Origin of the sequence: Hymenobacter norwichensis DSM 15439 (assembly GCF_000420705.1) — a bacterium.
GTDB classification, from domain to species: Bacteria; Bacteroidota; Bacteroidia; order Cytophagales; family Hymenobacteraceae; genus Hymenobacter; species Hymenobacter norwichensis.
The window spans coordinates 162,144-186,375 of the sequence record NZ_ATVL01000008.1; the positions used below are offsets into that span (position 1 = coordinate 162,144).

At 55.8% G+C, this 24,232-nt stretch carries 21 protein-coding genes; 4 read left to right on the forward strand and 17 right to left on the reverse strand.

Annotated features, from left to right (window positions below; all coding sequences use genetic code 11):
• Positions 1-50 precede the first annotated feature (50 nt).
• From G536_RS27545 to mraZ, 4 genes are read right to left on the reverse strand one after another with little or no spacing between them, the layout of a single operon-like run.
• Complete coding sequence (locus G536_RS27545) at positions 51-2,492, reverse strand: penicillin-binding transpeptidase domain-containing protein (RefSeq protein WP_022823800.1); 2,442 nt, start codon at positions 2,490-2,492, stop codon at positions 51-53.
• Positions 2,476-3,213, reverse strand: coding sequence for an FtsL-like putative cell division protein (locus tag G536_RS32750; protein ID WP_022823801.1), 738 nt, complete (start codon positions 3,211-3,213; stop codon positions 2,476-2,478). Before G536_RS32750 ends, G536_RS27545 begins: the two co-directional genes overlap by 17 nt.
• A 3-nt stretch (positions 3,214-3,216) precedes the next feature.
• A complete protein-coding gene (gene rsmH / locus G536_RS0111790) occupies positions 3,217-4,149 on the reverse strand; it encodes a 16S rRNA (cytosine(1402)-N(4))-methyltransferase RsmH (protein WP_022823802.1) in 933 nt (310 codons plus the stop codon).
• Positions 4,146-4,619, reverse strand: a complete 474-nt coding sequence (mraZ, locus tag G536_RS27555; protein WP_022823803.1) for a division/cell wall cluster transcriptional repressor MraZ — start codon at positions 4,617-4,619, stop codon at positions 4,146-4,148. The genes rsmH and mraZ overlap by 4 nt, the downstream gene beginning before the upstream one ends.
• Before the next feature lie 334 nt (positions 4,620-4,953).
• Here mraZ and G536_RS0111800 point away from each other — a divergent pair, with 334 nt between their 5' ends.
• The 4 genes from G536_RS0111800 to G536_RS0111815 all read left to right on the forward strand — a co-directional run bounded on the left by G536_RS0111800 (position 4,954) and on the right by G536_RS0111815 (position 9,368).
• Positions 4,954-5,403, forward strand: a complete 450-nt coding sequence (locus tag G536_RS0111800; protein ID WP_157530588.1) for an HYC_CC_PP family protein — start codon at positions 4,954-4,956, stop codon at positions 5,401-5,403.
• Between the two features lie 91 nt (positions 5,404-5,494).
• A complete protein-coding gene (locus G536_RS0111805; RefSeq protein ID WP_033370100.1) occupies positions 5,495-7,825 on the forward strand; it encodes a TonB-dependent receptor in 2,331 nt (776 codons plus the stop codon).
• 140 nt (positions 7,826-7,965) lie between these two features.
• The gene (locus tag G536_RS0111810) at positions 7,966-8,352 is read left to right on the forward strand and encodes a heavy-metal-associated domain-containing protein (RefSeq protein WP_022823806.1); all 387 of its coding nucleotides are present in this window, start codon (positions 7,966-7,968) and stop codon (positions 8,350-8,352) included.
• Positions 8,353-8,627: 275 nt separating this feature from the next.
• The gene (locus G536_RS0111815; protein ID WP_022823807.1) at positions 8,628-9,368 is read left to right on the forward strand and encodes a LytR/AlgR family response regulator transcription factor; all 741 of its coding nucleotides are present in this window, start codon (positions 8,628-8,630) and stop codon (positions 9,366-9,368) included.
• On the opposite strand, the gene G536_RS0111820 is transcribed toward G536_RS0111815, so the two are convergent.
• From G536_RS0111820 to G536_RS0111880, 13 genes are all read right to left on the reverse strand, one after another.
• Positions 9,349-11,223: an ATP-binding protein gene (locus tag G536_RS0111820; protein WP_169515083.1), complete on the reverse strand. Its 1,875-nt coding sequence runs from the start codon at positions 11,221-11,223 to the stop codon at positions 9,349-9,351. The genes G536_RS0111815 and G536_RS0111820 overlap by 20 nt on opposite strands.
• A gap of 443 nt (positions 11,224-11,666) precedes the next feature.
• Complete coding sequence (locus G536_RS0111825; protein ID WP_084708593.1) at positions 11,667-12,410, reverse strand: fatty acid desaturase; 744 nt, start codon at positions 12,408-12,410, stop codon at positions 11,667-11,669.
• Positions 12,411-12,451: 41 nt separating this feature from the next.
• Positions 12,452-13,300: a 4-hydroxy-3-methylbut-2-enyl diphosphate reductase gene (locus G536_RS0111830; RefSeq protein ID WP_022823810.1), complete on the reverse strand. Its 849-nt coding sequence runs from the start codon at positions 13,298-13,300 to the stop codon at positions 12,452-12,454.
• Between the two features lie 111 nt (positions 13,301-13,411).
• Positions 13,412-14,608: a carboxypeptidase-like regulatory domain-containing protein gene (locus tag G536_RS0111835; RefSeq protein ID WP_022823811.1), complete on the reverse strand. Its 1,197-nt coding sequence runs from the start codon at positions 14,606-14,608 to the stop codon at positions 13,412-13,414.
• Positions 14,609-14,686: 78 nt separating this feature from the next.
• Complete coding sequence (locus G536_RS0111840; RefSeq protein WP_169515084.1) at positions 14,687-15,226, reverse strand: hypothetical protein; 540 nt, start codon at positions 15,224-15,226, stop codon at positions 14,687-14,689.
• A gap of 110 nt (positions 15,227-15,336) precedes the next feature.
• Positions 15,337-16,179 (reverse strand): phytoene/squalene synthase family protein, encoded by an 843-nt coding sequence (locus G536_RS0111845; protein WP_022823813.1) that lies wholly within the window; start codon positions 16,177-16,179, stop codon positions 15,337-15,339.
• Between the two features lie 100 nt (positions 16,180-16,279).
• Positions 16,280-17,761, reverse strand: a complete 1,482-nt coding sequence (locus G536_RS0111850; RefSeq protein ID WP_022823814.1) for a phytoene desaturase family protein — start codon at positions 17,759-17,761, stop codon at positions 16,280-16,282.
• A gap of 261 nt (positions 17,762-18,022) precedes the next feature.
• On the reverse strand, positions 18,023-18,538 hold the full coding sequence (locus G536_RS0111855; protein ID WP_022823815.1) for a sigma-70 family RNA polymerase sigma factor: 516 nt from the start codon (positions 18,536-18,538) through the stop codon (positions 18,023-18,025).
• Positions 18,539-18,840: 302 nt separating this feature from the next.
• Positions 18,841-19,743: a MerR family transcriptional regulator gene (locus G536_RS0111860; RefSeq protein ID WP_022823816.1), complete on the reverse strand. Its 903-nt coding sequence runs from the start codon at positions 19,741-19,743 to the stop codon at positions 18,841-18,843.
• Positions 19,744-19,745: 2 nt separating this feature from the next.
• Positions 19,746-20,267: a sterol desaturase family protein gene (locus tag G536_RS0111865; protein WP_022823817.1), complete on the reverse strand. Its 522-nt coding sequence runs from the start codon at positions 20,265-20,267 to the stop codon at positions 19,746-19,748.
• Between the two features lie 87 nt (positions 20,268-20,354).
• Positions 20,355-21,167: an enoyl-CoA hydratase/isomerase family protein gene (locus G536_RS0111870; RefSeq protein ID WP_022823818.1), complete on the reverse strand. Its 813-nt coding sequence runs from the start codon at positions 21,165-21,167 to the stop codon at positions 20,355-20,357.
• A 165-nt stretch (positions 21,168-21,332) separates the two neighbouring features.
• Complete coding sequence (locus tag G536_RS0111875; RefSeq protein ID WP_022823819.1) at positions 21,333-23,591, reverse strand: ComEC/Rec2 family competence protein; 2,259 nt, start codon at positions 23,589-23,591, stop codon at positions 21,333-21,335.
• A gap of 172 nt (positions 23,592-23,763) precedes the next feature.
• Positions 23,764-24,201, reverse strand: a complete 438-nt coding sequence (locus G536_RS0111880) for a GNAT family N-acetyltransferase (RefSeq protein ID WP_022823820.1) — start codon at positions 24,199-24,201, stop codon at positions 23,764-23,766.
• Between the last annotated feature and the right edge of the window lie 31 nt (positions 24,202-24,232).

The window sequence follows — 24,232 nt, forward strand, 5'->3', positions numbered from 1 at the left end:
GAGGCCCACGGTGGGCGCTGAAGTTTACGCAGAAGACGCAGAGCGGCGTTCTAGGCTTTTTTGGGGTTGCCGTTCGTTGTTTGCTGCGTTATCTGAGTTGGTCTTTTAGCAGGTTTGGATTCTGCAGGCTTGGGTTTAGCAGGAGTCGCGGGCTTGTTTTCTGCCTTGCGCGGCTCGGGCTTCTTGGTTGCTTTTTTAGGCTGCGTTGAAGTAGCATTGCCCTTAACCGCTGCCATTCTGATTTTGGCCTTAGCCGCTAGTTCACGAGTCTTGGCTTCTAGATCGGTATCTACCGGCGTCAGCAGCTTGTTTTCAACCAACTGACTGGGAGCTGGTGCGACCAGCGGCATCGGGGCAACGGTGCTGCGCTGCCCGATGGGTTCCAGCGCCAGCGTTACTACCGTACCGCGCCGCGCGGCCGCACCCGCCGCCACCGACTGCGCCTTCACGCGGCCGGTACCCAGCGCGCGCACCCGCAGCCCTCGGTTTTCCAGCAGGAACAAGGCGTCGCGCAACGTCAGGCCGTGCACGTCGGGTACGCGGCCGGGGCGTACGGTCAGCGGCTGGAGGGCCAGTGCGTCGGTATCATTAGCAGTGGTGACGGGCACCCGCACCCAATCTTCATCGGGCGCAGTGGTTTCGTTGCGCACTCCAATCTTCTCGAATACCAGCCGCAGTTCGTCTTGCATACCGGCTTGTACTACCGGTGTTTTGGCGCGGTTGAAAGTGGTGCGGGCTAGCACCGGGCGCTGGCTGGCGGCGTCACGGGCCATAGCTTTATCGGCCACTTCGCGGAACACTGGCGCAGCCACGTCAGCCCCGTAGATGCGACCTTTCTTGGGCGAATCCACCACTACAATACACGAGTACTTGGGCTTATCGGCGGGGAAGTAACCGCAGAAACTGGTGGAATAAGTGCGGGTATAAGCGCCGTTCTTGAATTTCCAGGCGGTACCGGTTTTGCCTGCAATACTGAAATCGGGGGAGCGGATGCTGCGGGCGGTGCCTTCCGTTACCACGCCTTCCATCATGGCTTTCACCTTGGCCAGCGTTTCGTCGGAGCAGATTTTAGGGTTGAGTACCACCGGCTCGAAGTGCTCCAGCACCTTATCTACCTGCTTGATTTCCTTGACAATCATGGGCTGCATTTTCACGCCGCCGTTGGCCACCGCATTATAAAAGGCCAGAGTTTGCAGCGGCGCTAGCTTCAACTCGTAGCCAATGCTCATGGTAGTGAGTGAAGTCCGGCTCCACGAGCGGTCCTGCGGGTCTTTCACGTATGGACGCGCCTCACCGGCCATCTGGAAGCCTAGCTGCTTGTGCAGGCCAAACCGTTTCAGGTAGTCGGTGTATTTGCTAGGGTTCTTGCTAAACTGCGCGTCTACCAACATGGCCACGCCAATGTTGCTGGACTTCTCGAACACCTGCTTCACGGTGATTTTGCCATAGCCGTGCGAGTCGGTTTTCACGGCGCCACCAATGTACTTGCGGCCATTGCCGGTATCCACCATGTCGTCGAGGGTCATTTCGGGGTTGTCTTCCAGAATGGCCATCATAGACGCCAGCTTGAACGTGGAGCCTGGCTCAGTACGGCCCTGGTCGGCAATGGCGTAGTTGTAGTCTTCGCGGTAGATACCCTCATCCACCTTACCCAGGTTGGCCACGGCCTTGATGGCGCCGGTTTGCACCTCCATCAGAATCACGCAGCCGTATTGGGCATTGTTGTCCACCAACGACTTGTACAGCGCGTTTTCGGCTACGTCTTGCAGATTGATGTCGAGCGTGGTTTGGATGTCGTAGCCATCAATTGGCTTGATTTCGGTACCGTCGTAGATGGGCTTGTTGCCGCCGGGCAGCCGCTCAAATAGGGCTTCCCCGTCTTTGCCGGCCAGGTGGCGGTTGAAGGTAAATTCCAGCCCCGCCCCGTTCTTATCTTCATTCACGAAGCCGATGGTACGTTGCGCCAGCCCGCCAAACGGCCGGAAACGCTTGTCCACCTTCTCGAAAATGACGCCGCCTCTGTTTTTACCGGCTCGGAATATCGGCCAAGCGGCCAGTTCTTTCTTCTCCTGAAAGTTAATCTGCCGCGAGTTCAGCCGCAGGTACCGCGCATGTGAACTGTATGCGTTCTGAAGTTTGCGTTTGTATTCTTGCTTGCTTTTGTCGCTGAAGAATTGTGAGAGCAAGCCAGCCAGCGAATCCACCTTACTAGTGAACAATGCCTTGTCCACTACGCTCGGGTCCCAGGCCACCCGGAAGAAGGGTAACGAAGTAGCCATGATGCTCTTGCCATCGTCGGCCACAATAGAGCCGCGGGTAGCAAATACCGGCTGGTACACCACGCGCCGCTCCTGCTCCAGGGCGCGCCATTTCTCGCCTTCCTTGAACTGGATGTTGGATATCTTCCAGACAATAGCAGCCGAGAACAGGCAAACGCCCAGAAACGCCAGCCGCACCCGCGTGACAATGGATTTTTTAACGCTTCCTTTCATTGCGACGGGGCGTAGCGGTGGAATGTTCAGTGGCAGGTTCACCCGTAGCATCGGTGCCAATGGGCACGGGCGGCGCGCCCACTTCAATGTTCATCGAGTCGATAGGCGCCACGGGCACGGCGTGCCGGAGCGAGTCGCGCAGGGCGCGGGCCGCCAAGGAGTCGGCCGTCAGGATAGGCACCAGGTCCAGGGAAGCTTCATCGAGGCGGCCGGAAGGCACTTCGATACGGAAGGGCGGCGAAGAACTTTCTACCAGGCCGTAAGCGGCCACCTTACGGGCTACTTCGCTTTGCTTGCTGGCCTCCATGTAGTCGGATTTCAGCGTGGTGTAGTCGGCGCGCAAGTCCTCGTTTTCCAGCTTCAGCTTCTGGATAGCCCGGTTCATGCGGGTGGCGTAGTGCGTGTTGCCGATGTACAGTAGAATCAGGAACATCACAAACAGCACATGCGGCAGATAGCGCACCGGCAGCCCCTCCCGGAACAGACCGTCCATGCGCGTCACCCGGTCCAGCAGCGTGAACACGCTCCAAGAGCTACGAGGGGCGGCAGGCTGGGGGGCAGCTTGTGGCTCTTTCGGTTCGGGCCGGGAACGGGGCGCAGGCTCGGGCCGGGGGGCGGGCGGCACTACCGGCTCGGGCGCCACCACAAACTCCGGCACCACGGCGCGGGGCGCATTGGTACGGGGCTGTTTGGCAACGGGTTTTATTGTATTGGTAGCCATGGCTTAGTTCTTAATTGCAACCCGCAGCTTGGCCGAGCGGGCACGGCTGTTGGTGGCCACTTCCTCAGCGGAAGCTTCCACCGGCTTGCGGGTCAGTACATCGAATGGCTGGTTGGTATTGCCGAACAGGTCTTTTTCAGCTTCGCCGAAGAATTTACCCTTGGCCATGAAGTTCTTTACCAGCCTATCTTCTAGGGAGTGGTAGCTCATCACTACTAGCCGGCCACCGGGTCGCAATACCTTGGCCGTATTCGACAACATATCTTGTAAGGCTTTCATTTCGTCGTTGGCCTCGATGCGCAACGCTTGAAATACCTGCGCCAGATATTTGTTTTCCTTGCCCCGCGGAGTACAGCTAGCAATGGCCTTTTTCAACTCAGCAATGGTGCTGATGGTTTGGCCGCGCCGCGCCGAAGCTACGGTTTGGGCCAGTGTGCGGGCGTTGGTGACTTCGCCGTACATCCCGAAAATGCGGTGCAAGTCCGCTTCCGGATACTCATTGATAATGTCGGCAGCGGTAGCACCGTCTTCGGCGTTCATGCGCATATCTAGCGGCCCATCGAAGCGGGTGCTGAAGCCCCGCTCCGGCGTATCAAACTGGTGCGATGATACGCCCAAATCAGCCAGCAGGCCATCAACGGGCAAGGCGCCGGCGGCCTGCAACTCAGCGTGCAGGTCACGGAAATTAGCCCGAATGAAGGTAAACTGCGGGCGGGCCAGCTTGGCGGCTTCGCGCTCGGCATCAGCATCCTGGTCGAAGCTGTATAGGTGGCCAGTGGTGAGGTGCTCCAGAATGCGGGCCGAGTGGCCACCACCGCCGAAGGTTACGTCCACATAGCGGCCGCCGGGCTGGAGTTGCAAGGCTTCCAGGCACTCACGTAGCATCACCGGGCGGTGGTAGGCAGTGTCGTTGAGGTAGTCGGTGGGGTTGCTCATGCGGCTAGGGGGCCGCTTGGGCCATTTTCAGTGGTGAGAAATTTCTGGGCCAGCTTCGAGAAGCTCTGCTGGTCCTTAATCAGGTACTCATCGTAACGGGTGGGGTCCCATATTTCGCATCGGTTGCCCAGCCCTACAATAATGGCCTCCTTCTCGATGCCAGAGTAGCGCACCATCGTGCGGGGCAGCATAAACCGCCCAATGGTATCCAGTTCTACCTCCGTCATGCCCCGGAAGAAGTTGCGCTGAAACTGCCGATACTCCTCGTTAAACTCGTCCAGCGCCATCACTTTGTCGTGAATGATGCGCCACGATTCGCGCGGGTACAGCACTAGACAAGGCTCGAACCCACGCACCAGTACTAGCTGGTTGCCGGAGGCTTCCGGCAGGTTACCTTTCACCTTGGCCGGCAGCACCAGCCTCCCTTTCGGGTCCAGCTTGCATTCATATTCGCCGGAGAGCAGGTTCATGGGTTAGGGAAAGGCAGTAGGGAGGGATGCTAGCAAAAGTACGTAATGCCTCAGAAAAGGCAACCACGATTTACCATTTTCTACCACTCTCCTAAAATGCCATTTCCAAGCTATTAAGGCCTTTTTCCAAGATTTTTAGCTTAAAATTTATACATCAAAATACCTACTAATCGACAACTTGCCAAAATGTCAGCCTCGGAATCCGATGCCAAGTAGCCGGTGCTTTTCACTGTTTCTCCACTCGTTAGTTGGTTATCAGTAACTCCAAATCCTGCACTGGTAGCGGCCGGATTTCATACCTGCTGGCTAATCGTTCAATCCGTATCTTTGTCTTGTGAAGCGTCCTCTCTCTCATCGGCTGTTCAGCGTATGGCTGGCTCTGCTCGTACTCACCGCCTCGGTGGGCATGACGGTGCAGCAACACGTGTGCCGGGAGAGTGGTAGCCGGACGGCCTCGGTGATTTTCACTACGCCGCAGCACCGCTGCCCGGTTCCTAAGCCGGCCTCCGAACAGCACACTCCATTCAAGCAAGCCAAGCTGAAAGCTGCGTGCTGCGAATTCAGTGCCCACCTGCATAAGCTGGATGCACCTACCCCGGAGATGACGTGGGCGAAGCTGTTGCCTGCGCCTTTCATAACCGTGTGGTGGCCTACTACGTCGTGGCCTACTCTCCCTCCCGTTCTGCTGGTTGCGCAAGCTGATGTCTGGCACGCCGCGGACAGCTCGCCGCCCTCACGCGCGGGCCGGGTTCTTCTTACATTTATCGGAGTATTAGTGGTTTAGAATTCATTCTGCCAGCCTTGGCTGGGAAAGAAGCTGTGCTATATAAGCAGTAGCTTATTTTACTTGGAGTGAACACTAACTTACCATTGCTATGTCTCCTCTTTTCGGGCCGCGTTGGGCTGCGGCACTCGGTCTTGGGCTGAGTGCTTCAGTTACGGCTACTGCCCAATCTTCCGCTGATTTGCTGGCGCCGGTTCGGGGCCAAGTAACCGACGCTGCGGCGGCCAAGCCGCTACCAGGCGCCGTAGTGCGCTGGCTAGGCACCACCGATGCCGCCACCACTGACAATACCGGCACGTTTGCCCTACCGCGGCCGGCCCGCGCCGAAGCCAGCCATTTGGTTATCAATGCGCTTGGCTATAAGGCTGATACTATTGCCGTAGCTACCACCGGCACTCCATACGTGCGAGTGGCATTGCGGACGGGTGCTGACTTGGGCGAAGTAAAAGTGGAAGGCCGGGCGCCCTCCTACTCGTCGCTCACGCCCACCAATAGCCAGGTCATCACCAGCCGCGACCTAACTAAGTCGGCGTGCTGCAACCTAGCCGAAAGCTTTGAAACCAACGCCGCCGTGGAGGTTTCTACTACCGATGCCGTGTCGGGGGCCAAGCAGATTCAGCTGCTGGGACTAGACGGCGCCTACTCCCTGCTTACCATCGACAACCTGCCGGCGTTGCGCGGCCTCTCTACGCCGTATCGCCTCAATTACCTGTCGGGTACCTGGATTGAGAGCATTGACATCATCAAGGGAATGGGTTCGGTGGTGAATGGCTATGAAAGCATTGCCGGCCAAGTGAACGTGCGCCTCAAGGAGCCCGATAAAACCGAGCGGCTGCTGTTCAACGCTTACGGCAACGACCTCGGCAAATTCGATTTGAACCTGAACGTAGCCGCCCCGGTCAGCAAGAAGGTATCCACGGCAATACTGCTACACTCCGACCACCTAGGCCGCCGCGTTGACCGGAACAAAGACGGGTTTATGGATCTGCCGCTGGCTACGCAGTACAACGTGTTCAACAAGTGGAAGTACCTGTCGGGCAAAGGTATAGTAAGTGAAATAGGGCTGGGCGCACTACGCGAAACGCGGGAAGGTGGCCAGACCAGTTTCCGCGCCAATAAAACGGATGCCTACACGCGCAACTACGGTTTCACTAATCGCACCGACCGATACACGGGCTTCGCCAAAACGTCGTACACCTGGCCCGGCCGGCCGTACCAGAGCTTGGGGTTGCTACTGAGCGGTACCCACCACGATTTCACTTCCTCGTATTCCTATAAGCCGGCTCCATTTGAGCCGCGGCAGTACAATGGCACCCAGCGCACAGCGCAGGCTACTTTGCTGTTTCAGAGCGTGCTAGGCACCACGGCCCACACCTACCGAACGGGTCTGAGCTACCTCTACGACGATTATCAGGAGGTTTTCCGCAACGGTTTCAGCTACGCCAATGAAACGCCCCCCATGCGTTACGCCAGGGAGCACCGCAACCGCCTCGAAAACGTGCCCGGCGCGTTTGCCGAATACACCTACCAGAACTCGCGCAACCTGATTCTGGTGGGCGGCCTGCGCCTCGACCGGCACAACCTATATGGCTGGCAGCTCACGCCACGCTTCAATTTGAAGTATGACGCCACCAAAAACTCGGTATTGCGGCTAGCGGCGGGTACTGGCTTCCGAGTGGCCAACCCCATTGCTGATAATATCGGCTCATTGCTGAGTGCCCGCGAATTCGTAATTGCGCCCAACCTGCGGCCCGAAAAAGCCTGGAACGTGGGCGGCAGCATCACACAGTACTTCCAGCTGGCTGGCCGCACCGCTACGTTTGTAGCTGACTACTACCACACTGCGTTTCAAAACCAAATGGTAGCCGACATGTACACCGCCCCTAGCTTGCTGTTGATTGGCAATCTGGAACCCGGTGGCCGGTCTTTCTCGCGCAGCTTCCAGGCGGAACTGCAAACCGAGCCGGTGAAAGGCCTGACCGCCAAAGTGGCCTACAAGTACCTGGACGTGAAAAGCACCTACGACGGCCAATTGCTGCGCCGGCCCATGACGGTGCCCCACCGCGTATTTTTCAACGTGGGCTACGCCACCGCCTTCGACAAGTGGCGCGCCGACCTGACGCTACAGGCGTATGGGCAGCGGCCTCTAGCCCCACACCCAGGCGAAACGGGGCACCAGCATGGTGCCGGCGAAACTGCCCTGCCCTACTCACCGCGGTTTGCGCTGCTCAACACCCAGGTGACGCGCGCTTTCAAACGGCTTGAGGTGTACGTGGGAGTGGAGAACTTAACCAACTACCGCCAGAACGACCCTATCCAGAGTGCTGCCATGCCGTTCAGCTCGAACTTTGATGCGGCTATGGTGTACGGTCCCACCTACGGCCGCCTGTTCTATTCTGGGCTACGCTTCCGCATCGAGTAGCGTTTGTCTGCCGCGGAACGCATTGTACCGTCGTTTTCGTTGGGGCAGTAAGTTTTCAAGCTGAACAACTGAAAGCGGCACAGTTTTCGTCTCTTTATTTCAACTTGTTTTCAGTGCTTCGGCGCTCAACTTTTTTCATTATGAAACTCATCAAAACCTTCCTACTGGCTTTTTTCGCTTTGCTGACCGCTCAGGCCACTCAAGCCCAAACGGTAGCTAAATCGAAAGACAAAGCTGCTGGCACCGAACAAGTAAAGCTGAAAACATCGGCCGTGTGTGACATGTGCAAAGCGCGCCTCGAAAAGTCCTTGGCCTACGAAAAAGGCGTGCAGGCCGCCGTGCTCGACGTACCCACGCAAGTACTGACCGTTACGTACCGCGCCGATAAAACCTCTCCCGAGGCCCTGCGCGCTGCCGTGCAAAAAACCGGCTACGACGCCGACGCCCAGCCGGCCGATGAGCGCGCCTACAACCGCTTGCCCGAGTGCTGCAAGAAAACCAATGCTGTGCACACCGGCGGCAACTAACCAGCCAGAAGAGAAACAACCATTTCCGAAACAGCCTTCCTATCTACAGGAAGGCTGTTTTTGTTTGTATAACCCGCCACGCCGGATAGCTACTTCAGATTCAATTCAACCGCAGCCCTATGTAATGCATGAACAAGATGCAGCGGGCAGTAACCAACTGTTTCTGCAGGTTAGTGCTCAGCTCAGTCCGAGCAGTTGAGGCAAAAAACCGATTTTCTGCCTCATCCTGTCTATATTCACTGCCTCTGCCCTACCCATACTGCCTTATCGTACGCATGAAGATTACCTGTATACTACTTGATGATGATCCGCTGGTGCTAGACCTGTTGCAGGCCTACGCAACCATGACAGATGTACTCGATATCAAAGCAACCTTCTCGGATCCGCTGGAGGCTCACAAGTATTTAGTTGATAATGAGATACAAGTACTGTTTTCGGACGTAACCATGCCGCACCTCAGCGGCCTCGATTTGGTGCGCGCCTTGCAACATCCTCCGTTGGTGGTACTGATGACGGCGCACTCGCAATACGCTATGGAAGCGTTTAATCTGGACGTAATTGACTTTCTACTGAAGCCTATTACGCTCGACCGGTTTCTGAAGGCGATAAATAAAATATCCAACCTCGTTCGGCTGCACCCTAGGGAAGCTGGCGCAGTCCAGAATGCGGCATCGGACCTGGGCTCTTTCTTTATCCGGACCGATTCGCATTTCGTGCGCCTACACTACCGCGACGTGCTCTACATCGAGGCACTCAAGGATTTCACCAAAATCAACACCGCCGACGGCCGGACGCACCTGACACTGGTGAACTTGAAAAACCTGGAAGAGCAGCTACCCAAGGACCTGTTTGTGCGCACCCACCGCTCCTATCTGATTAACGTCCAGCTGATTGAATCGGTGAGCAACCTAGAGGTGCGAGTGGGTGGCCACGCGCTGCCGCTGGGCCAAACCTATCGGGAACGGGTTACGGAACGGATTGTGAACCGCACGCTAATCAGACGGCAACAGCAGTAGCAGACTCTACGGGAACCAGTGGGCGGATTTCTGGCGCGGCCACGGGCAGCGTGAAGCGGAGCGTCGTTCCGCGGCCGAGCTGGCTTTCGCAAGTGATGCTGCCGCCATTGCGCTCCACAAATTCCTTGCACAACCGCAGCCCCAAGCCAGCCCCTTTTTCCAGCGCGGTGCCTAGAGTGCTGTGGAGGCCAGTTTCGCCAAATATTTTCGGTAGGTCGTCGGCGGCAATGCCTACACCGTTATCCGCCACGGCTATTTCCCAAAGCTGCTGTCCTTCAAGCTGCCGCGCACTGATGCGTACTTGGCCATTTGTGGGTGTGAACTTGATGGCATTGCCAAGCAGGTTGCGTACCACCAAACGTAGCATGTCCAAGTCGGCGCGTACGGTGCTCAGCGTGGGAATGTCGCTGAACACGGCAATGCATTTGCGTTCGGCATCACCAGCCAGCAAGCCCATAGCCTCTTCAATGATGGGTTGAAGCCGGACTTTTTCGGGCCGCACCTTGTCGCCCTGCATCTGCGAGGCCGACCAATTGAGCAGGTTATCGAGTAGACGTAGCGTTACATCGAGGGTGCGGGTAAGGCGCTGCGAGTGGGTAGCCAGCCGCTCCGGGGGCAGCGTGCCCATGTTCATCAGCGAAAACAGCGAGTATAGGGAGCTGAGCGGACTACGCAAGTCGTGCGAGATGATGGAAAACAGGGTGTCCTTGGTACGGTTAAGGCGGCCCAACTCTTCCTTCTGCTGCTCGATAGCCTGATTCTTCTGTTGCAGCACTTGGTTGTTGTAGAGCTGCCGACGCCGGCCACGGTATAACGCAAACACCACCATTAAGAGCACCAGTGCCCCTGCTGCCAGTACATTGCGCACTAGCAGCTGCCGTTGCAGCCGCACTTGCTGGAGCTGTCGGTCTTTGGTGAGCAACTGGATTTCACGCTCCTTCTTCTCGGTTTCGTAGCGGGTTCGTAGCTCAGCTACTTGCGCCGTCCGCTGTTCCACAAAGGCGCTGTCCTGAAGATTGGTGTACTGAGTTTGAGTTCGTAAAGCGTTCTGGAAGTCGCCGGTACGACTGTAAATAGAAGTCAAGAGCTGATACAGGCCGCTGACTTGAACGGCTGAGCCGCCCTGCCGAGCCAACGGTAACGCCCGGCGCAATGCTTCAATAGCCGCCGGCTGGTTGCCAACCGAATCGTAGGCCACCGATAATGCGCGCAGTCCTTCGGCCCGGCGGGTCGGCGAGGTGGCACGGGGTAGCTGGCTCAGTGCCTGGCCATAAAATCCTTGAGCTACTTCATAGTTGCCCAGCGCATCATACACCCGCCCGGTACTGGCCAGCGCTTCACTAATGCGGGTGCTGTCGGATAGTTGGCGAGCTTCGGTAAGGGCACGGTTCAGGTAATACAAAGCACGGCTGAAATGGCGCAGTTGAAAATGCGTTAAGCCAATGTCGTTGAGGGCGGCGGCCTGGCCAATGAGGTTGGAAGCCTGCTGCCACTCCGAATAAGCCCGTTCGTGGCTGGCTAACGCTCTATCCCAGAGACCTTGCTGACCGTACATCTCGCCTAGCTGCGCGTAGCTCTGCGCTATTTCGGTGGAGTTGCGCAGTTGCTCAGCCAGACCCAAAGCCTGCAACGCCGTGTTACGAGCCTGCCCCGTATCCCCTTCTACGTACTGCGCGTGCCCAATACGCCGTAGCGCCAACGCCCGCGCCGGGCGGTTGCCGGTAGCGCGATACGCTTGGCTAGCCTGCCGAAAATGACGCAAAGCCTCCTCGTATTGGCGCTGGGCCTCCAGGGCAGCCCCGACGGCCATGTGCGCGGCGGCCGCATCGGTGGGGCGCTTGGCATCCGTTGCCAATTGTAAGGCGAGCTTTGCTTCGGCTAGTGCTGTCGCCGGGCTCAGAGGGAGTTGCTGCTTGCTTTGCAGCAGTAGTCGCGCTATCTGCTGGGAAATAGGAATGGTACCAGATACTGGCTGGGCCGTTGCTACATAACATAGCAGCAACAGACATGCCACCCAGTAGCACCTCCAACACCGCCCATGTAGTAGCCTATCCTGCATGCCTCTATCCACAATAGCCCTTTTCCGCAGCATTAGCGAAAAGATTAGGCTGAAAAAATTATAAAACGAAACAAGTATTAGATTCTATATACAATACCCTTATTTCAATATAAAGAAGGGGTTTCCTCCTAGCTTCCACCACTCATTCCGGCGGCTGTTACTTCGTAAGTACAAAGATACGAAATACAAGAACCCGGGGATTTAGCCCCCGGGTTCTTGCAGTAACAGCACTTGTACACTTATTTGGTTTGCCACAGCCGCCACCACGGCAGATACGGCTGGTCGTGGTGCTCGTAGTGGTAGCCGAAGAAGTAACAACTCACAAAAGCCCAGACATGGTGCCGCAACTGGCTGCGCGACTTATGCACGTTGTTGGGAGCGTGTTCACCACGGTGCGGCAGGTAGGTTCCGAAAAAGAACAGTTGCAAGGTGGCCAGCACGGCGGGCACCATCCAAAACGCAATGACATTTGCCTGCGGGAAGTACAGTTTCAACACGTTGTATGTAGCCGCCATCAGCAGTATTTGCCATACCGTCACATAGTTCCAGGCGAAGCGAGCAAACCACGGCAAAAAACCCACATGCTCTCCGTCGTGAAAATCGGGGTCGTCGGCAGTGGCTACGTGACGGTGATGCTGATGATGCTTGGGCAGCATGCCGGGAAACCAATTGTAAGCAAACAGGCCCGCTGCCAGAGTGCCCAGCGCATTGTTCCAAGTTTTTTTAGGGCTAACCACGCCATGCATGGCATCGTGGGCCGTAATGAAGAGGCCGGTGTATAAGTGCGTTTGCAGCAGCACCAGCAGATAAGGCCAAGGCGTAGCCCAGTCGAGCTGATACCGTGCCAGCAGAAACGTGAGTAGTCCGGCCCACGCCACTATAATCAATAGCGCTATTGCCACTCCCTTGTAGCCCAGCGGCGCAGGTTTCACCCGTTGAAGAGCAACTGAAGGCGAGTTTAGTAGCTGAGTGGCAGGAGTCATGAAGTATATCTACAAAAATCGGGGCAACGAGCTGTGTTGCCCTAAAGCGCCAACAGCGCGTCGCGAACTTGCTCCATCAGCCACATAGGCGTGCTGGTAGCACCGCAAATGCCCACCGACTGCCCCGGCCGAAACCAAGTGGGACATATTTCCTCTACTTTAGAAATAAAGTGAGTGGCCGGGTTAGTGTCCTTGCACACCTGATAGAGCACTTTGCCGTTGGAGCTTTTCGTGCCCGAAACAAACACCACTTGGTCGTACTGCGCGGCAAAGCGGCGCAAGTCTTTGTCGCGGTTACTTACCTGCCGGCAGATGGTGTCGTTGGCGTTTATCTGGTAACCTCGTTCCTCCAACTCGCCCTTGATGCGGTAAAACGAATCGGTGCTTTTGGTGGTCTGGCTGTAGAGCGTGATGTTTGGCGGCAGCTCGTGGCGCAGCAGTTCATCCAAACTCTCAAACACAATGGCGTTGCCGCTGGTCTGACCTAACAGCCCCCGCACCTCGGCGTGGCCGTGCTTGCCATAGATGAAAATCTTCTCCTGCTTGTCGTAACTGGTTTTGATGCGGTTTTGCAGTTTCAGCACCACCGGGCACGAGGCATCAATCAGAGTCAGGTTGTTTTCCAGCGCCATTTGGTAGGTGCTCGGTGGCTCACCGTGTGCCCGAATCAGCACGGCCTCATTGCGCAATTGCTCGAACTGCTCGTAGTCAATAATGCGCAGGCCACGCTTTTCCAGGCGCTGCACTTCTTCATCGTTGTGCACGATGTCGCCGAGGCAATACAAGTAGCCTTGCTCATCGAGCAGGTCTTCGGCCATCTGAATGGCATAGATGACGCCGAAGCAAAAGCCGGAATTGGGGTCTATACGGACGCTCAGGTGGTGCGGCATAACGCAGGAATAACCGCAGACAGGGCCGGAAGGTTGCGGGTTTATGGTTCAGCTGGCAATATAAAATGCAGAATTTACGATGAAATCAACTATTCTGGCATTCATTCCTATTTATATCCGCCGAAATACGCGTTGTTCTTCCAAGTCTCGAACCAGCTTTTCATCAAGGGGACTGTTTTTCAATATGGCATTATCGAGCCAGAAAGCTGGATTGTAAGGCTGAGTCATCACCTGCTGCAAGTCCTTGCTTTTGCGGGGCACATCGGCGTAGGTATGATTTGGCAGCCGGGGCGTGTACTGGTAGAAAAAGAAATTGGCGGCTACGTGCGTACTGTCCAGCTTGCCATTGGCTTGCCGTAATACCAAGCGGCACTGAGCGCGGGTGCTGGACAGGCGCGTCAACGAGTCGGTGAGCGGCAAATAATCCGATACCACCTGGAATTCGTCGGTTTCAATCTGCGTATCAGGTACACCGTTCAGGCTTAACAGTTGCCCCGCCGAAAACGTCATTTCCCGGCGAAAAAGGGCGGCAGTCTGCCTATCGATGTACAGCAGACCACTTGGCGCGGCTTGCCGCACATCAGGTTTCGGCTCGAACCGAATAACGGCCAGTTCCCGCCCTTGACTGGTTTGGATTTCCTTGAGCGTGAAGTCGAACTGCGCTAGTGCCTTGGCACCAAGCGGCACGAGCAGCTTTTCGCGCTTGGGTTGCCGGCTGAAAGTAGGCAGCACCACCCGGATGAGGGCCGAAAAATTGGTGAACGTGAAGCCACCGGGCTGCACTGCGTAGCGGCTCTCGCCCAGGTCCCAGCCTTCAATCTGCCGGTTATTGAACTTGACGTCGTAAAAGGCATCGTAAAACTCGCGGTACACACCGTTGTTGCGGGTTTTCTGGCGGTAAAAGGCCTTGCCGTAGAAGGTTTCGGCGGCATGCCGCTGCAACTTAGTGGAAGCCCGTTGCACCAGTTCCCGCGCTTCTGCCTCCGGGTTGCGCACCCGCACTTCGGGCAAGGCCACCGCGCTGACAGATACCTGAATGGCAAGGCTTTGCGCGGGACTAGTAACGAGTAAGGTAGTGGCACCATACCCGATGCAAAGCACCTCCAACTGTTGCGGCAATGCGGCCACCCGCAAACTAAATTCGCCTATTTCGTTGGTGGCGGTGCCTTGCTGGCTGCCCTTCACGCCCACGCTAGCGTACGGCACGGGGCGCTGCTGCTCGTCCACCACCCGGCCTGTTAGCACAACGTTTTGGGCCGCAGCCTGAACGCCGAGTAGTAGAACCCCAACCGTAGCCAGTATTTTCATCCGGAAATTTGATAAGTAAAACAAAAAAGCTCCCGAGCAGGAGCTTTTCTAATATAATAAGAAGGACCTGAAAGGTTCTTACAGGCGGGTGAGCTTTTGGGCATCCGCCTCTGACACGTGTCCACGGTCCACCATGAAGTTGCGCACCAATCCAAACGACTCAGCGTCCATGCCCGACTTGGGGTGTTGCAGCAGCGTATTTACCAAAAACTGCCGGTCTTCATCGACGTGCTGGCTCAACCCCAGGAACGAAGGCAGGTTGCTTTCCACACTCAGGCGCAGAAACCGGATTTCAGCATTATCGGAATCCAGCTTCACAGCTTGATCGAACTGCTTAGTGGCGTTCTGCACGTAAGTCAGCTTGTTGAACATCGAAGCGTCGCGGGCTCGAATGGCTTCGGCGGCGGCTTTGTAGGCGAGCACCACGGCATCCTGGTCGCGGTAAGCAGCCATGTGCTGGTAGAATTTTTCGCCAGCTTCTTTGTTGGCAGCGGCCTCCCGGTACTGGCGGCGCAGGTTGGAAAGGGAATAAGGCATTTTTTGAGACAGGAAGTGCGAATTGAAAATGAACTGGGGCGGAGTAGCCGCCAGCACCGTTTCCAACTCAACGGAAAGCACAAGGCAAGCAAAAGCAACTACACAACGACGGATATACAGCTTCACTAGGCAAGTAATTCGTGAGCGAATACGTCGGCTTGCTCTTATACTGCATAAGGCGAGCTAACGATTCAAATAGCCCGCAGGCGATAACGAAAGTACGAACCCATCAGCAAAAGCAGCTTGGTATTATCGGGTACGCGCACTCGCTCACCCAAAATCCGTGCCGCAGGTAGCTGCTTGATCTTATGAAATAACTTGAGGTAATACACATAGGCCAAATACACCCCCAACCGGGCCGAACGTGGCAACTGCATAATGCCAGCGTAGGCGGCGTCAAAATCAGCGCGAATATCAGCTTCTATCTCACGCTTTACCGCGTCGTCGAACCGCTCGTAGCTTACTCCAGGGAAGTACACCCGGCCCCGGTCGTCGTAATCGGAGCGGATGTCCCTTAGGAAATTCACCTTCTGAAACGCTGAGCCCAGCCGCCGCGCCGGCTCCCGCAGCCGCTGGAACATAGCATCGTCGCCTTCGCAGAAGATGCGCAAGCACATCAGGCCCACCACTTCGGCCGAACCGTAGATGTACTTTTCGTACAACGACTGGTTGTAGCTCCGGTCATCGAGGTCCATTTCCATACTGTACAGGAAGGCATCGATAAACTCCCGGTCGATGTTATAAGCCCGCACTACGTCCTGAAACGCGTGCAGCACAGGGTTTAAGCTCAGGCCAATGGCCAGCGCCTCATCGGTCTGCCGCTTGAAATCTGCAAACAAAGCGGCTTTGTCGTGGTCGTGGAAGGTGTCTACTATTTCATCGGCCCAGCGCACGAAACCATAAACGGCGTACACCGGCAAATGAAACCGCGCATCGAGCGTACGAATACCCAGCGTAAACGACGTGCTGTACCGCTGCGTGATGAGTTTGCTGCACGCGCGGCTGGTTTCAGTGAATAAAGCAACGTGGTCCAAGGGAGGGAATGCGGGCTAAGTGGCGGGTGAAGATAAATAGAACGCTCTATTCACATAAGAAGATGCAGCGGCTTGCGAAGAGCCAAGCGAAAGACTGAGCTTACTTAGCAATCGGAAACTCTTTCTCAACCTCTTTGGCTACTACCTGACCCGATATGAGTGAGGGTGGCACTCCAGGGCCCGGCACCGTTAGTTGACCCGTAAAGTACAGATTACCAACTTTCTTACTTTTCAACGACGGCTTCAGAATGGCCGTTTGGCGCAACGTGTTAGCTAAGCCGTAGGCGTTGCCCTTGTAGCTGTGATAATCCTGCTGGAAGTCCTGATGGGCGTAGCTGCGCTTGTACACTACCGCGTCGCGGATGCTGTGGCCGCAGTGCCGCTCCAGCCGGTCCATGATGAGGTGGTAATAATGCTCCCGGGTAGCTTCGGGGTCGGGCAGGTTAGGCGCTACCGGTATCAGCAGAAACAGGTTTTCGGAGCCGGCTGGGGCCACGCTGGCATCGGTAATGCTGGGTACGCAGGCATAGAACAGTGGGCGGCTAGGCCACTTCGGCTGCTCATATATTTCCTCGGCGTGTAAAGCAAAGTCCTCGTCAAAGAACAAGTTGTGGTGCCGGAGCTTATCGAGCCGCCGGTTCACGCCCAGATAAAACAGCAACGATGACGGGGCCATGGTACGCTTATCCCAATACGCTTCGTTGTAGGTGCGCCACTCAGGGGCCAGCAAGTGCTGCTCGGCGTGGTGGTAGTCGGCGCCGGCCACTACCACATCGGCGGGGCGGAAACCGGCGGCGGTTTGCACGCCGGTCGTGCGGCCGTTTTCCACCACTATCTGCTCTACTTCCTGGTTGTATTCCAACGTCACGCCTTGCTCTCGGGCTAGCTTCACCATGCCCTCCACAATTTTGTGCATACCACCCATCGGGTACCAGGTGCCCAGGACTAGGTCGGCGTAGTTCATGAGCGAGTACAGTGCCGGCGTGTTTTCGGAGGTAGCTCCTAGAAAAAGAATCGGGAATTCTACCAGTTCCAGCAGCCTTGAGTCTTTGAAAAACTTGCGCACGTGTTTGTGCATGCTTTGCAGCAAGTCTAGCCGCACGGCATCCACTACCAGCCGCGGGTCGGCAAATTCCAGCAAAGAGCGGCCCGGCATGTGTACGAATTTGCCAATGCCGACTTTGTACTTATAAGCGGCCTGCCGCAGAAACTCGTCGAGGCGGGCGCCACTGCCGGACTCGTACCGTTCGAACAGAGCGCGCAGCTCATTCATAGCCGCCGGAATATCCACGGCCTCGGCACCCTTGAAAATCACTTGGTAAGATGGGTCAAGCCGGACCAAATCGTAGTAATCAGCAACTTTCTTACCGAAGCGGGCAAAATACTGCTCGAAGATGTCGGGCATCCAGTACCAGCTTGGGCCCATATCGAAGGTGAAACCCTCAGCCTGAAACACCCGCGCCCGTCCCCCTGGGCCTTCGTTCTTTTCGAGAATGGTAACACGGTAGCCGCGCTGCGCCAGCGAAGTAGCAGCAGCCAAGCCCGCAAAGCCTGAGCCGATAACAAGTACGTTCTTACTCACAAATCACAGATTACGCAGATTAAAGGCCGTTTTCACCGCAGCAAAGTGATGCAAAGATGAACTATTACCGCTCAAGAAATAGTGCGCACCATTTGGCGCTCCTTATGCATACCGCCAAGCTCGGCATAGGTTTGCCTGCTTGCCCTGAAATTTGTGAAATCAGCAAAGGGCTATAAACAAACCGGGCCGCGAACAGCGCCAAATCAGCGTCGTTCGCGGCCCGTGATACGCCCGGGGCGGGGTATACTCTCTCCCTATTCCCTACTCGCCGGGGGCGTATGTCTTAAGCGCATCCTTCAACTCCTTGCGGGCAATGTGGATGCGGTTTTTGACGGTGCCAATCGGAATTTGCAGCTTCTCCGCAATTTCCAGATACTTATAGCCAATGTAGTACATCATGAACGGCGTCCGGTAGTCGGCCGACAAGCCAGCAATGGCCTGGTTGATATCTGTTACTACGAAGTCGGAGGTGGCTCCGTTGTGCGTGATATAGTTTTCGTCGGTGTTGAAATACTGAAAGTATTCCGTGCTGTCAATGTTGCTGTTGCGCTTGGTTATCTTGTTGTAGTTGTTGATAAAGGTGTTGCGCATGATGGTATACAACCAGGCTTTCAGGTTGGTACCAGCTTTGAACTTGTCTTTATTCAGCAACGCTTTCAGCAATGTCTCTTGTACCAGGTCCTTGGCATCGTCTGCATCGCGGGTCAGGTTCATGGCCACGGGCTTTAGAGAGTAGGAAATCTTCTGTACTTGAGAGGTGAATTCCAAAGAGGTCATACTGTTTAGCTTTTCGTGGCAAAAGGTTAAACAAATATACGAGGCAATTTGAAAGTCGGACAATGCCGGTTCAACTATTTTTCTGCCTGCCGCCTACCCTTCAACTGAGCACTTATCAAAGTACGAAACCCCTGATTATCAGCCAGAAAAACAACGTATAAGATTCTGTTCTAACTGGGTTACACTATCTTTCCACCTCACGTAAAAATGCTCGACAAACCGGGTTTAATCCCCGACAAAACCCAGTATTTGCCAGATAAAATGCAAGCCGTTCAGCTTAGCAAAATCAGGTTGTTTTTTTGTTACTGCGCCATATATTGCTGGCATGGCTGATCAATTTTCGTCAGAAAATCAGTCATCAGCCGGAAGCGCGTTGCGTTGGCGGGTAGCTTCAAGCCTTCCACATGAGCCAGCGGGCCATACAAACTCAGCTCCTTTTCAGGACACAACTCGGCCAATTGATCAACAAACTCCTGCACCCGGTCGCGCTCCGGCACTGCGGTTAGCACGGTGCATAGTGTATGTGGGTTATAAGCTTCGCACACAGCTTTCAACTCGCTAATTGGCAGATTCTGACCCAAGTACAGCACATGATACCCCCGGAACCGCAGCGCGTAATTCATGAACAGCAACGCTAGCTCGTGCATCTCACTTTCGGGCAAGAACAATACCCAGCGGCGGGCTTCACAAGGCTGCACTGGACATAGCGCATCAATGGCGCTCATCATTTTTAAACGCACTAGGTTGGTTACCAAGTGCTCCTGCGCCGGATTAACAGTGCCCGCCTGCCACATCACACCAATACGCTGCAAAAAAGGGTATATCACGTGAAGCATAGCCGCTTCGAAGCCCAACTGACGAATGCTCTGATTGAGAATATTGTTCAGGTTCGGTTCGTCCATGGCCAGCATAGATGCCAGCAGCCCATTCACCCGCTCACAGTAGTTGTTGGTATCATCGTTGCAGGAAATAACGGCTTGGCATATCTCCTGCTCGGTGAGCTGCGCGATTTTAGAAATTCGGTAGCCGCGGCTGCATAGAGTAGCTACGTTCAGCAACCGTCGCAGGTCACTGTCGCAATAAGTCCGGATGTTGGTGGCGGTGCGCACTGGCCGCAAAATGCCGTAGCGCTGCTCCCAAATGCGGATAGTATGCGCCTTAATGCCAGAAAGCTGCTCTAAATCACTGATTGAAAAATGTCCCACGGCTAGCTTTCCTTTTTCACTGAATGCCCTGCGCGAGCGGCTGATTGCCGCAAGGTGCGTGTAGGAGCCGGCTTGCGCAAAGCCAATGTGAAGTAGCGCGGCGAAACCCACAACAACCCAAATTCCTCGGAATTGTCGCGGGTGGTGGCTTTATGGTGCATTTTGTGGGCCATGTTCAAGGCCCGCAAATACGTACTGCGCGACTTCCGCCAGAACCGCAGCCGCCCGTGGATGAGCACATCATGCACGAAAAAATACACACTTCCGTAGGTGGCAATACCTATGCCCATCCAAAACCGATAATCCTTGCTTTCGGCGCCGTACATGATGAGCAGCATCGACAGCGAACCGTAGAACAGAAAAAAGAAGTCGTTGCGCTCGAAGTGGTGCGGGTGGCGCACGTGGTGCGAGCGGTGCAAAAACCACAGTGGTCCATGCAGCACAAATTTGTGCATAAACCACGCAATGAACTCCATCCCCAGAAAAGTAGCCGCGGTAGTGGCTACGGCTGCCGTTGTTGTCATATAGAGGAGCTAACCACCTGATGCAACAGATGTTTTTGTTTTCTTTTAGAGCCCAGCCGCCGATTTACGGGGTGGGCGAAAGACGAGCTAGTTTTCCCAGCTGATTTTTTCCTTAGCTAGGAACGCCGCAATACCCCGGCGGCAGTCCAGCGTGCCGCGAGCTTCGGCATTCAACTGAGCCGCGTACCGTAGGCTATCCTCCAATGGCATTTCGGGCAGGCGCGCCAGCATTTCTTTGGTGACTTCCATGCTTTGGGTGGAATTTTCGACGCACAGCCTCCGCGCAAAAGCATACACGTGCGCGGCCAAGGTTTCAGCGGATACCAACTCGTTCAGCAAATGAATATCCAGTGCTTTCTGCGCCGAAAGAATATCGCCAGTAAGCAGCAGTTGCTTGGTGCGGGCCTCGCCGATTTTACGAATCAGGAATACGCTGACAATGGCTGGCAAAAACCCGATTTTCACTTCAGTGAAGCCAAATTTTGCTTCCGGCACCGCAAAAGCAAAGTCGCAGAGAGTAACCAGCCCGCAGCCACCGGCCAGCGCGTGCCCCTGTACCTGAGCAATTACCACCTTTTTGAGGGTATATATCTGGTGGAACAACTGCATCAGGTGCGTGGAGTCGGCGAGGTTGTCGGTGTAGCCGAAGCCTTGCAGCTCTTGGATGTACGCTAGGTCGGCGCCAGCGCAGAAGGTTTCACCTTCGGCCCGCAGCACCACTACTTTGCACGCTTCATCGTCTTCGGCAAACTCGAAAGCCTGCTTCAACTCCGTTACCATATCGGCACTGAGGGCATTGCGCTTTTCGGGGCGGTTAAGCGTGATATAGCCGATGGCGTCTTGCGCCTCGTAGCGGATAAAGCGTAAGGCTTCCAGCTCTTGGGTGGGCATGTTGTCCATAGGTTTCCTAGTTTAAAAGCAACGAGGTAAACGACGGGAAGCTGGTCTGGCAACGCCAAACGGCCGTGCGACGCGGAATAGGGTCGGTACCAACCAAACCTAGCAAAAATGGTGCGCTATAAAAACTATATAGCGAGTAAGCAGGCGCGGCGGTTTCGTTGGGCGCTACTTTCCGGCCCGAACTGTAGATGGTTGCCGCGTGTAAGCCCCTTGCAGCGTGAGGTCATGCGTCTGCCAACCAGCTACTTGCAGCTTGGCTTGCAGGGAAGCTACGTACCAGGATTTGCAGGAAGAATCGAAAATAATTGTTGGTTGCCGCCCGAATACGAATTCCAACGTCTCGGGCCAAACGCGGGCGTTGCGGCGCAGCACCACCACATCCACCGCGCAAGGCTGCCGGGCGCCATCCAGCCGCCCTGACACAAAAGCCACCCGCACTCCGCGCCATACGGCCAGTACCATCCCACTGCTGTCGGGGCGGTGCACGGGCACCTTACTACTGCGCCAGTGAGTGTGGTAATTTACCTGCCGGGCTTCGCGCTGAATGATGCCTGGTACAATACGGTAGGTACGCTCAGTTTCGGTGAGCGGCAACGAATCGACGGAGACGATATGGGCGGCGGCGCCCTGCCAGAACCCTACCACCGAGCGGCGCGGAATGCTGTAAAAAACTAGGCGCTCATCGGGCGCAAGGCGCCGGGCGGCCCAAATGCTACTGCTGGCAAATACTCCCATCAGGGCACACGCCATGCCCAGCCACACCAAGTGCCGCCGCGCCAGAAAGACCAACAACACCAGAATAATGGCAAAAATCAGCCAAGCCTGCGGCGCCGTAACATGAATGCCGGAAATTAAAGCGCCTGGCATGAAGCTTCCAATCCAGAAGATGTACTCGTTGAACATCCAAATCATTACCTCGAACAGCCTACCTACTATTTGCGGCAGAAAGTCAAGCACGCCAGCCAAACCAGTTGAAAATAAGCCGATAACGGCCACAATACCTTTCAGCAAAAGCAGTCCTAAGCCTACGTACACAGCGCCCGAGGAAATAGGCACCGCCACCAAGTTGGAAAGCAGGAAACTGAGCGGGAATTGATGGAAATAGTAGAGCCCCAGCGGAAACGTGGCCACTTGCGCCGCCAATGATAGCGCCGTAGCCTGCCAAACGTTGTTCATCAGCCAACTGGTTTTCTGCCAAAACCACCGCACCTGCTTGGATTGCCAAGGCTTCTGCTTGCTCAGGAAATACCCTTGTACATCCACCCAAGCCACAATGCGCGGCTGGATATATACAATGCTGATAACGGCCAGAAACGAAAGCTGAAATCCTACGTCGCAGAGCAGGTACGGGTCGTAACAGAGCAGGCAGAAGGCGGCCACGGCCAGCGTGTTGAACATGTTGGTTTGCCGGCCACTGGCCCGCGCCACAATAATGAACGTGAACATCACTGCTGCTCGTAGCACCGAAGCCGAGAGGCCCGTGAGGAAGGCGTAGCTCCAGATAATGCCCAACCCCAGCAGCGCCGACACCAGCCGGAACGTAGCACCTCGCCGCCCCGGAATCCGGCCCAGCACCCACGTGACGGCCCCAAACAGCAACCCCACCTGCAACCCCGATACGGCCATAATGTGTGTGGTTCCGGTGTTGGCATACGCCTGCTTGGTTTCCTGGTCCACGTCGTCTTTGATGCCCAATACCAGCGCCGAGGCCAACGCGTATTCGCGTTTGGCGTGCACATAATCATGAAATACCCCATCGAGGACCCGCGCCGTGCGCATGGCCACGGCCCGCAAGTAGCTGGGCGGCGCGGTGGCTATTTTGCGGTACTGGTCGGGGTGAACAAACTGCTGATGATACACCTGATGATACTCCAAGTAGCGGCGGTAGTCGAACTCGCCGGGGTTGAGTGGGGCTTTACTGGGCGCCGGTGCACCACGCACCAGCCACACATCGCCATAGGTTGGGGCCGCCACGCCTAAGTCGCGCGGAATGGACACCCGGATACCGCCTAGCGCCGGCTGCCACTTCCCCCCTACCCGTACCGCCGACACGCGTACAGTAGTAGCGTACGTAGCGGGTCGCACCACCGTGTAGTCGTCCACCACGGCGCGGTAGAACTCTATTTCTCTCCCAAACCGATACAAGTGGTTGTCGGCTCTGGATTCGGTGGCTTGTTGGGTAAGCGCGGCACCGGTCACATACACAGCTAGCAATGCCAGCAAACCAGCAAAGTCTGTTATTTCGGGTCGGCGCTGCTGGCTGGCCCAGAACTGCGTGGCCCCAAATAACACCACCGTTCCTAGTAGGCATCCTATTAGAGACGGCAACGTTTCCCCGAAATACAAATACGTTAGAATGCCGGCCATTAAAGCCAGCGTGAGCCGCACAAAGGCATAGGCAGCCCAAGTAATAGTATTTTTCATAATAAGGCTAGCACTCAGGATAGAATAGGTTGCTGTAACGCCCAGACGGCTACGCCACAGCTCAGGAAAGATATAAAAAGGCCTAGCAGCTTGTACTATACCGGGCATCACAAGCATAAAAAAGCCCTTCCGCTATGCACAGAAGGGCTGCTCGTTGTAAACGAACTAGCGGCTAGCTTACTGGCTTGCGCACCATCTTGTAGTGCTGAATGTCGCACTCCTCAAACATCTCCCCGACTTTCTCGAAGCCGTGCCGCTCGTAGAAACGCACAGCGGGCAGTTGCGCATTCAAGTATACCTCTACGCCGGGCCATGCCGCATCTACGTCGTCAAGCACTTGCTTCAGGAGTGCCGCGCCAGCTTGTTGGTTTCGGTACTCGGTTAGCACTGCAAACCGTTCTAGCTTCACACCCACTTCGGTCTTGCGCCAGCGGGCGGCTCCGCAGGACACGCCGTCGGTAGCGCGGGCCAAGTAGTGTGTAGCGCCAGCAGCGTCGTAGGCATCATGCTCTGCTTCTGCCGGCACATTTTGCCCTTCCACAAACACCTTATTTCTGATTGCAAAAGCCACTTCCAAATCTTGCGGCGCGGTAATACGCTGAGCTTCCATAAAGCAATAAATTAAGCGAAGTATTCAGTTT

Coding starts and splice junctions, on each gene's coding strand:
- G536_RS32750 (WP_022823801.1), bottom strand. CDS start 3,213: ATGGCTACCAATACAATAAAACCCGTTGCCAAACAGCCCCGTACCAAT.
- G536_RS0111880 (WP_022823820.1), bottom strand. CDS start 24,201: ATGGAAGCTCAGCGTATTACCGCGCCGCAAGATTTGGAAGTGGCTTTT.
- G536_RS0111870 (WP_022823818.1), bottom strand. CDS start 21,167: ATGGACAACATGCCCACCCAAGAGCTGGAAGCCTTACGCTTTATCCGC.
- G536_RS0111835 (WP_022823811.1), bottom strand. CDS start 14,608: ATGAAAATACTGGCTACGGTTGGGGTTCTACTACTCGGCGTTCAGGCT.
- G536_RS0111830 (WP_022823810.1), bottom strand. CDS start 13,300: ATGCCGCACCACCTGAGCGTCCGTATAGACCCCAATTCCGGCTTTTGC.
- G536_RS0111815 (WP_022823807.1), top strand. CDS start 8,628: ATGAAGATTACCTGTATACTACTTGATGATGATCCGCTGGTGCTAGAC.
- rsmH (WP_022823802.1), bottom strand. CDS start 4,149: ATGAGCAACCCCACCGACTACCTCAACGACACTGCCTACCACCGCCCG.
- mraZ (WP_022823803.1), bottom strand. CDS start 4,619: ATGAACCTGCTCTCCGGCGAATATGAATGCAAGCTGGACCCGAAAGGG.
- G536_RS0111825 (WP_084708593.1), bottom strand. CDS start 12,410: ATGACTCCTGCCACTCAGCTACTAAACTCGCCTTCAGTTGCTCTTCAA.
- G536_RS0111865 (WP_022823817.1), bottom strand. CDS start 20,267: ATGACAACAACGGCAGCCGTAGCCACTACCGCGGCTACTTTTCTGGGG.
- G536_RS0111875 (WP_022823819.1), bottom strand. CDS start 23,591: ATGAAAAATACTATTACTTGGGCTGCCTATGCCTTTGTGCGGCTCACG.
- G536_RS0111855 (WP_022823815.1), bottom strand. CDS start 18,538: ATGACCTCTTTGGAATTCACCTCTCAAGTACAGAAGATTTCCTACTCT.
- G536_RS0111805 (WP_033370100.1), top strand. CDS start 5,495: ATGTCTCCTCTTTTCGGGCCGCGTTGGGCTGCGGCACTCGGTCTTGGG.
- G536_RS27545 (WP_022823800.1), bottom strand. CDS start 2,492: ATGAAAGGAAGCGTTAAAAAATCCATTGTCACGCGGGTGCGGCTGGCG.
- G536_RS0111810 (WP_022823806.1), top strand. CDS start 7,966: ATGAAACTCATCAAAACCTTCCTACTGGCTTTTTTCGCTTTGCTGACC.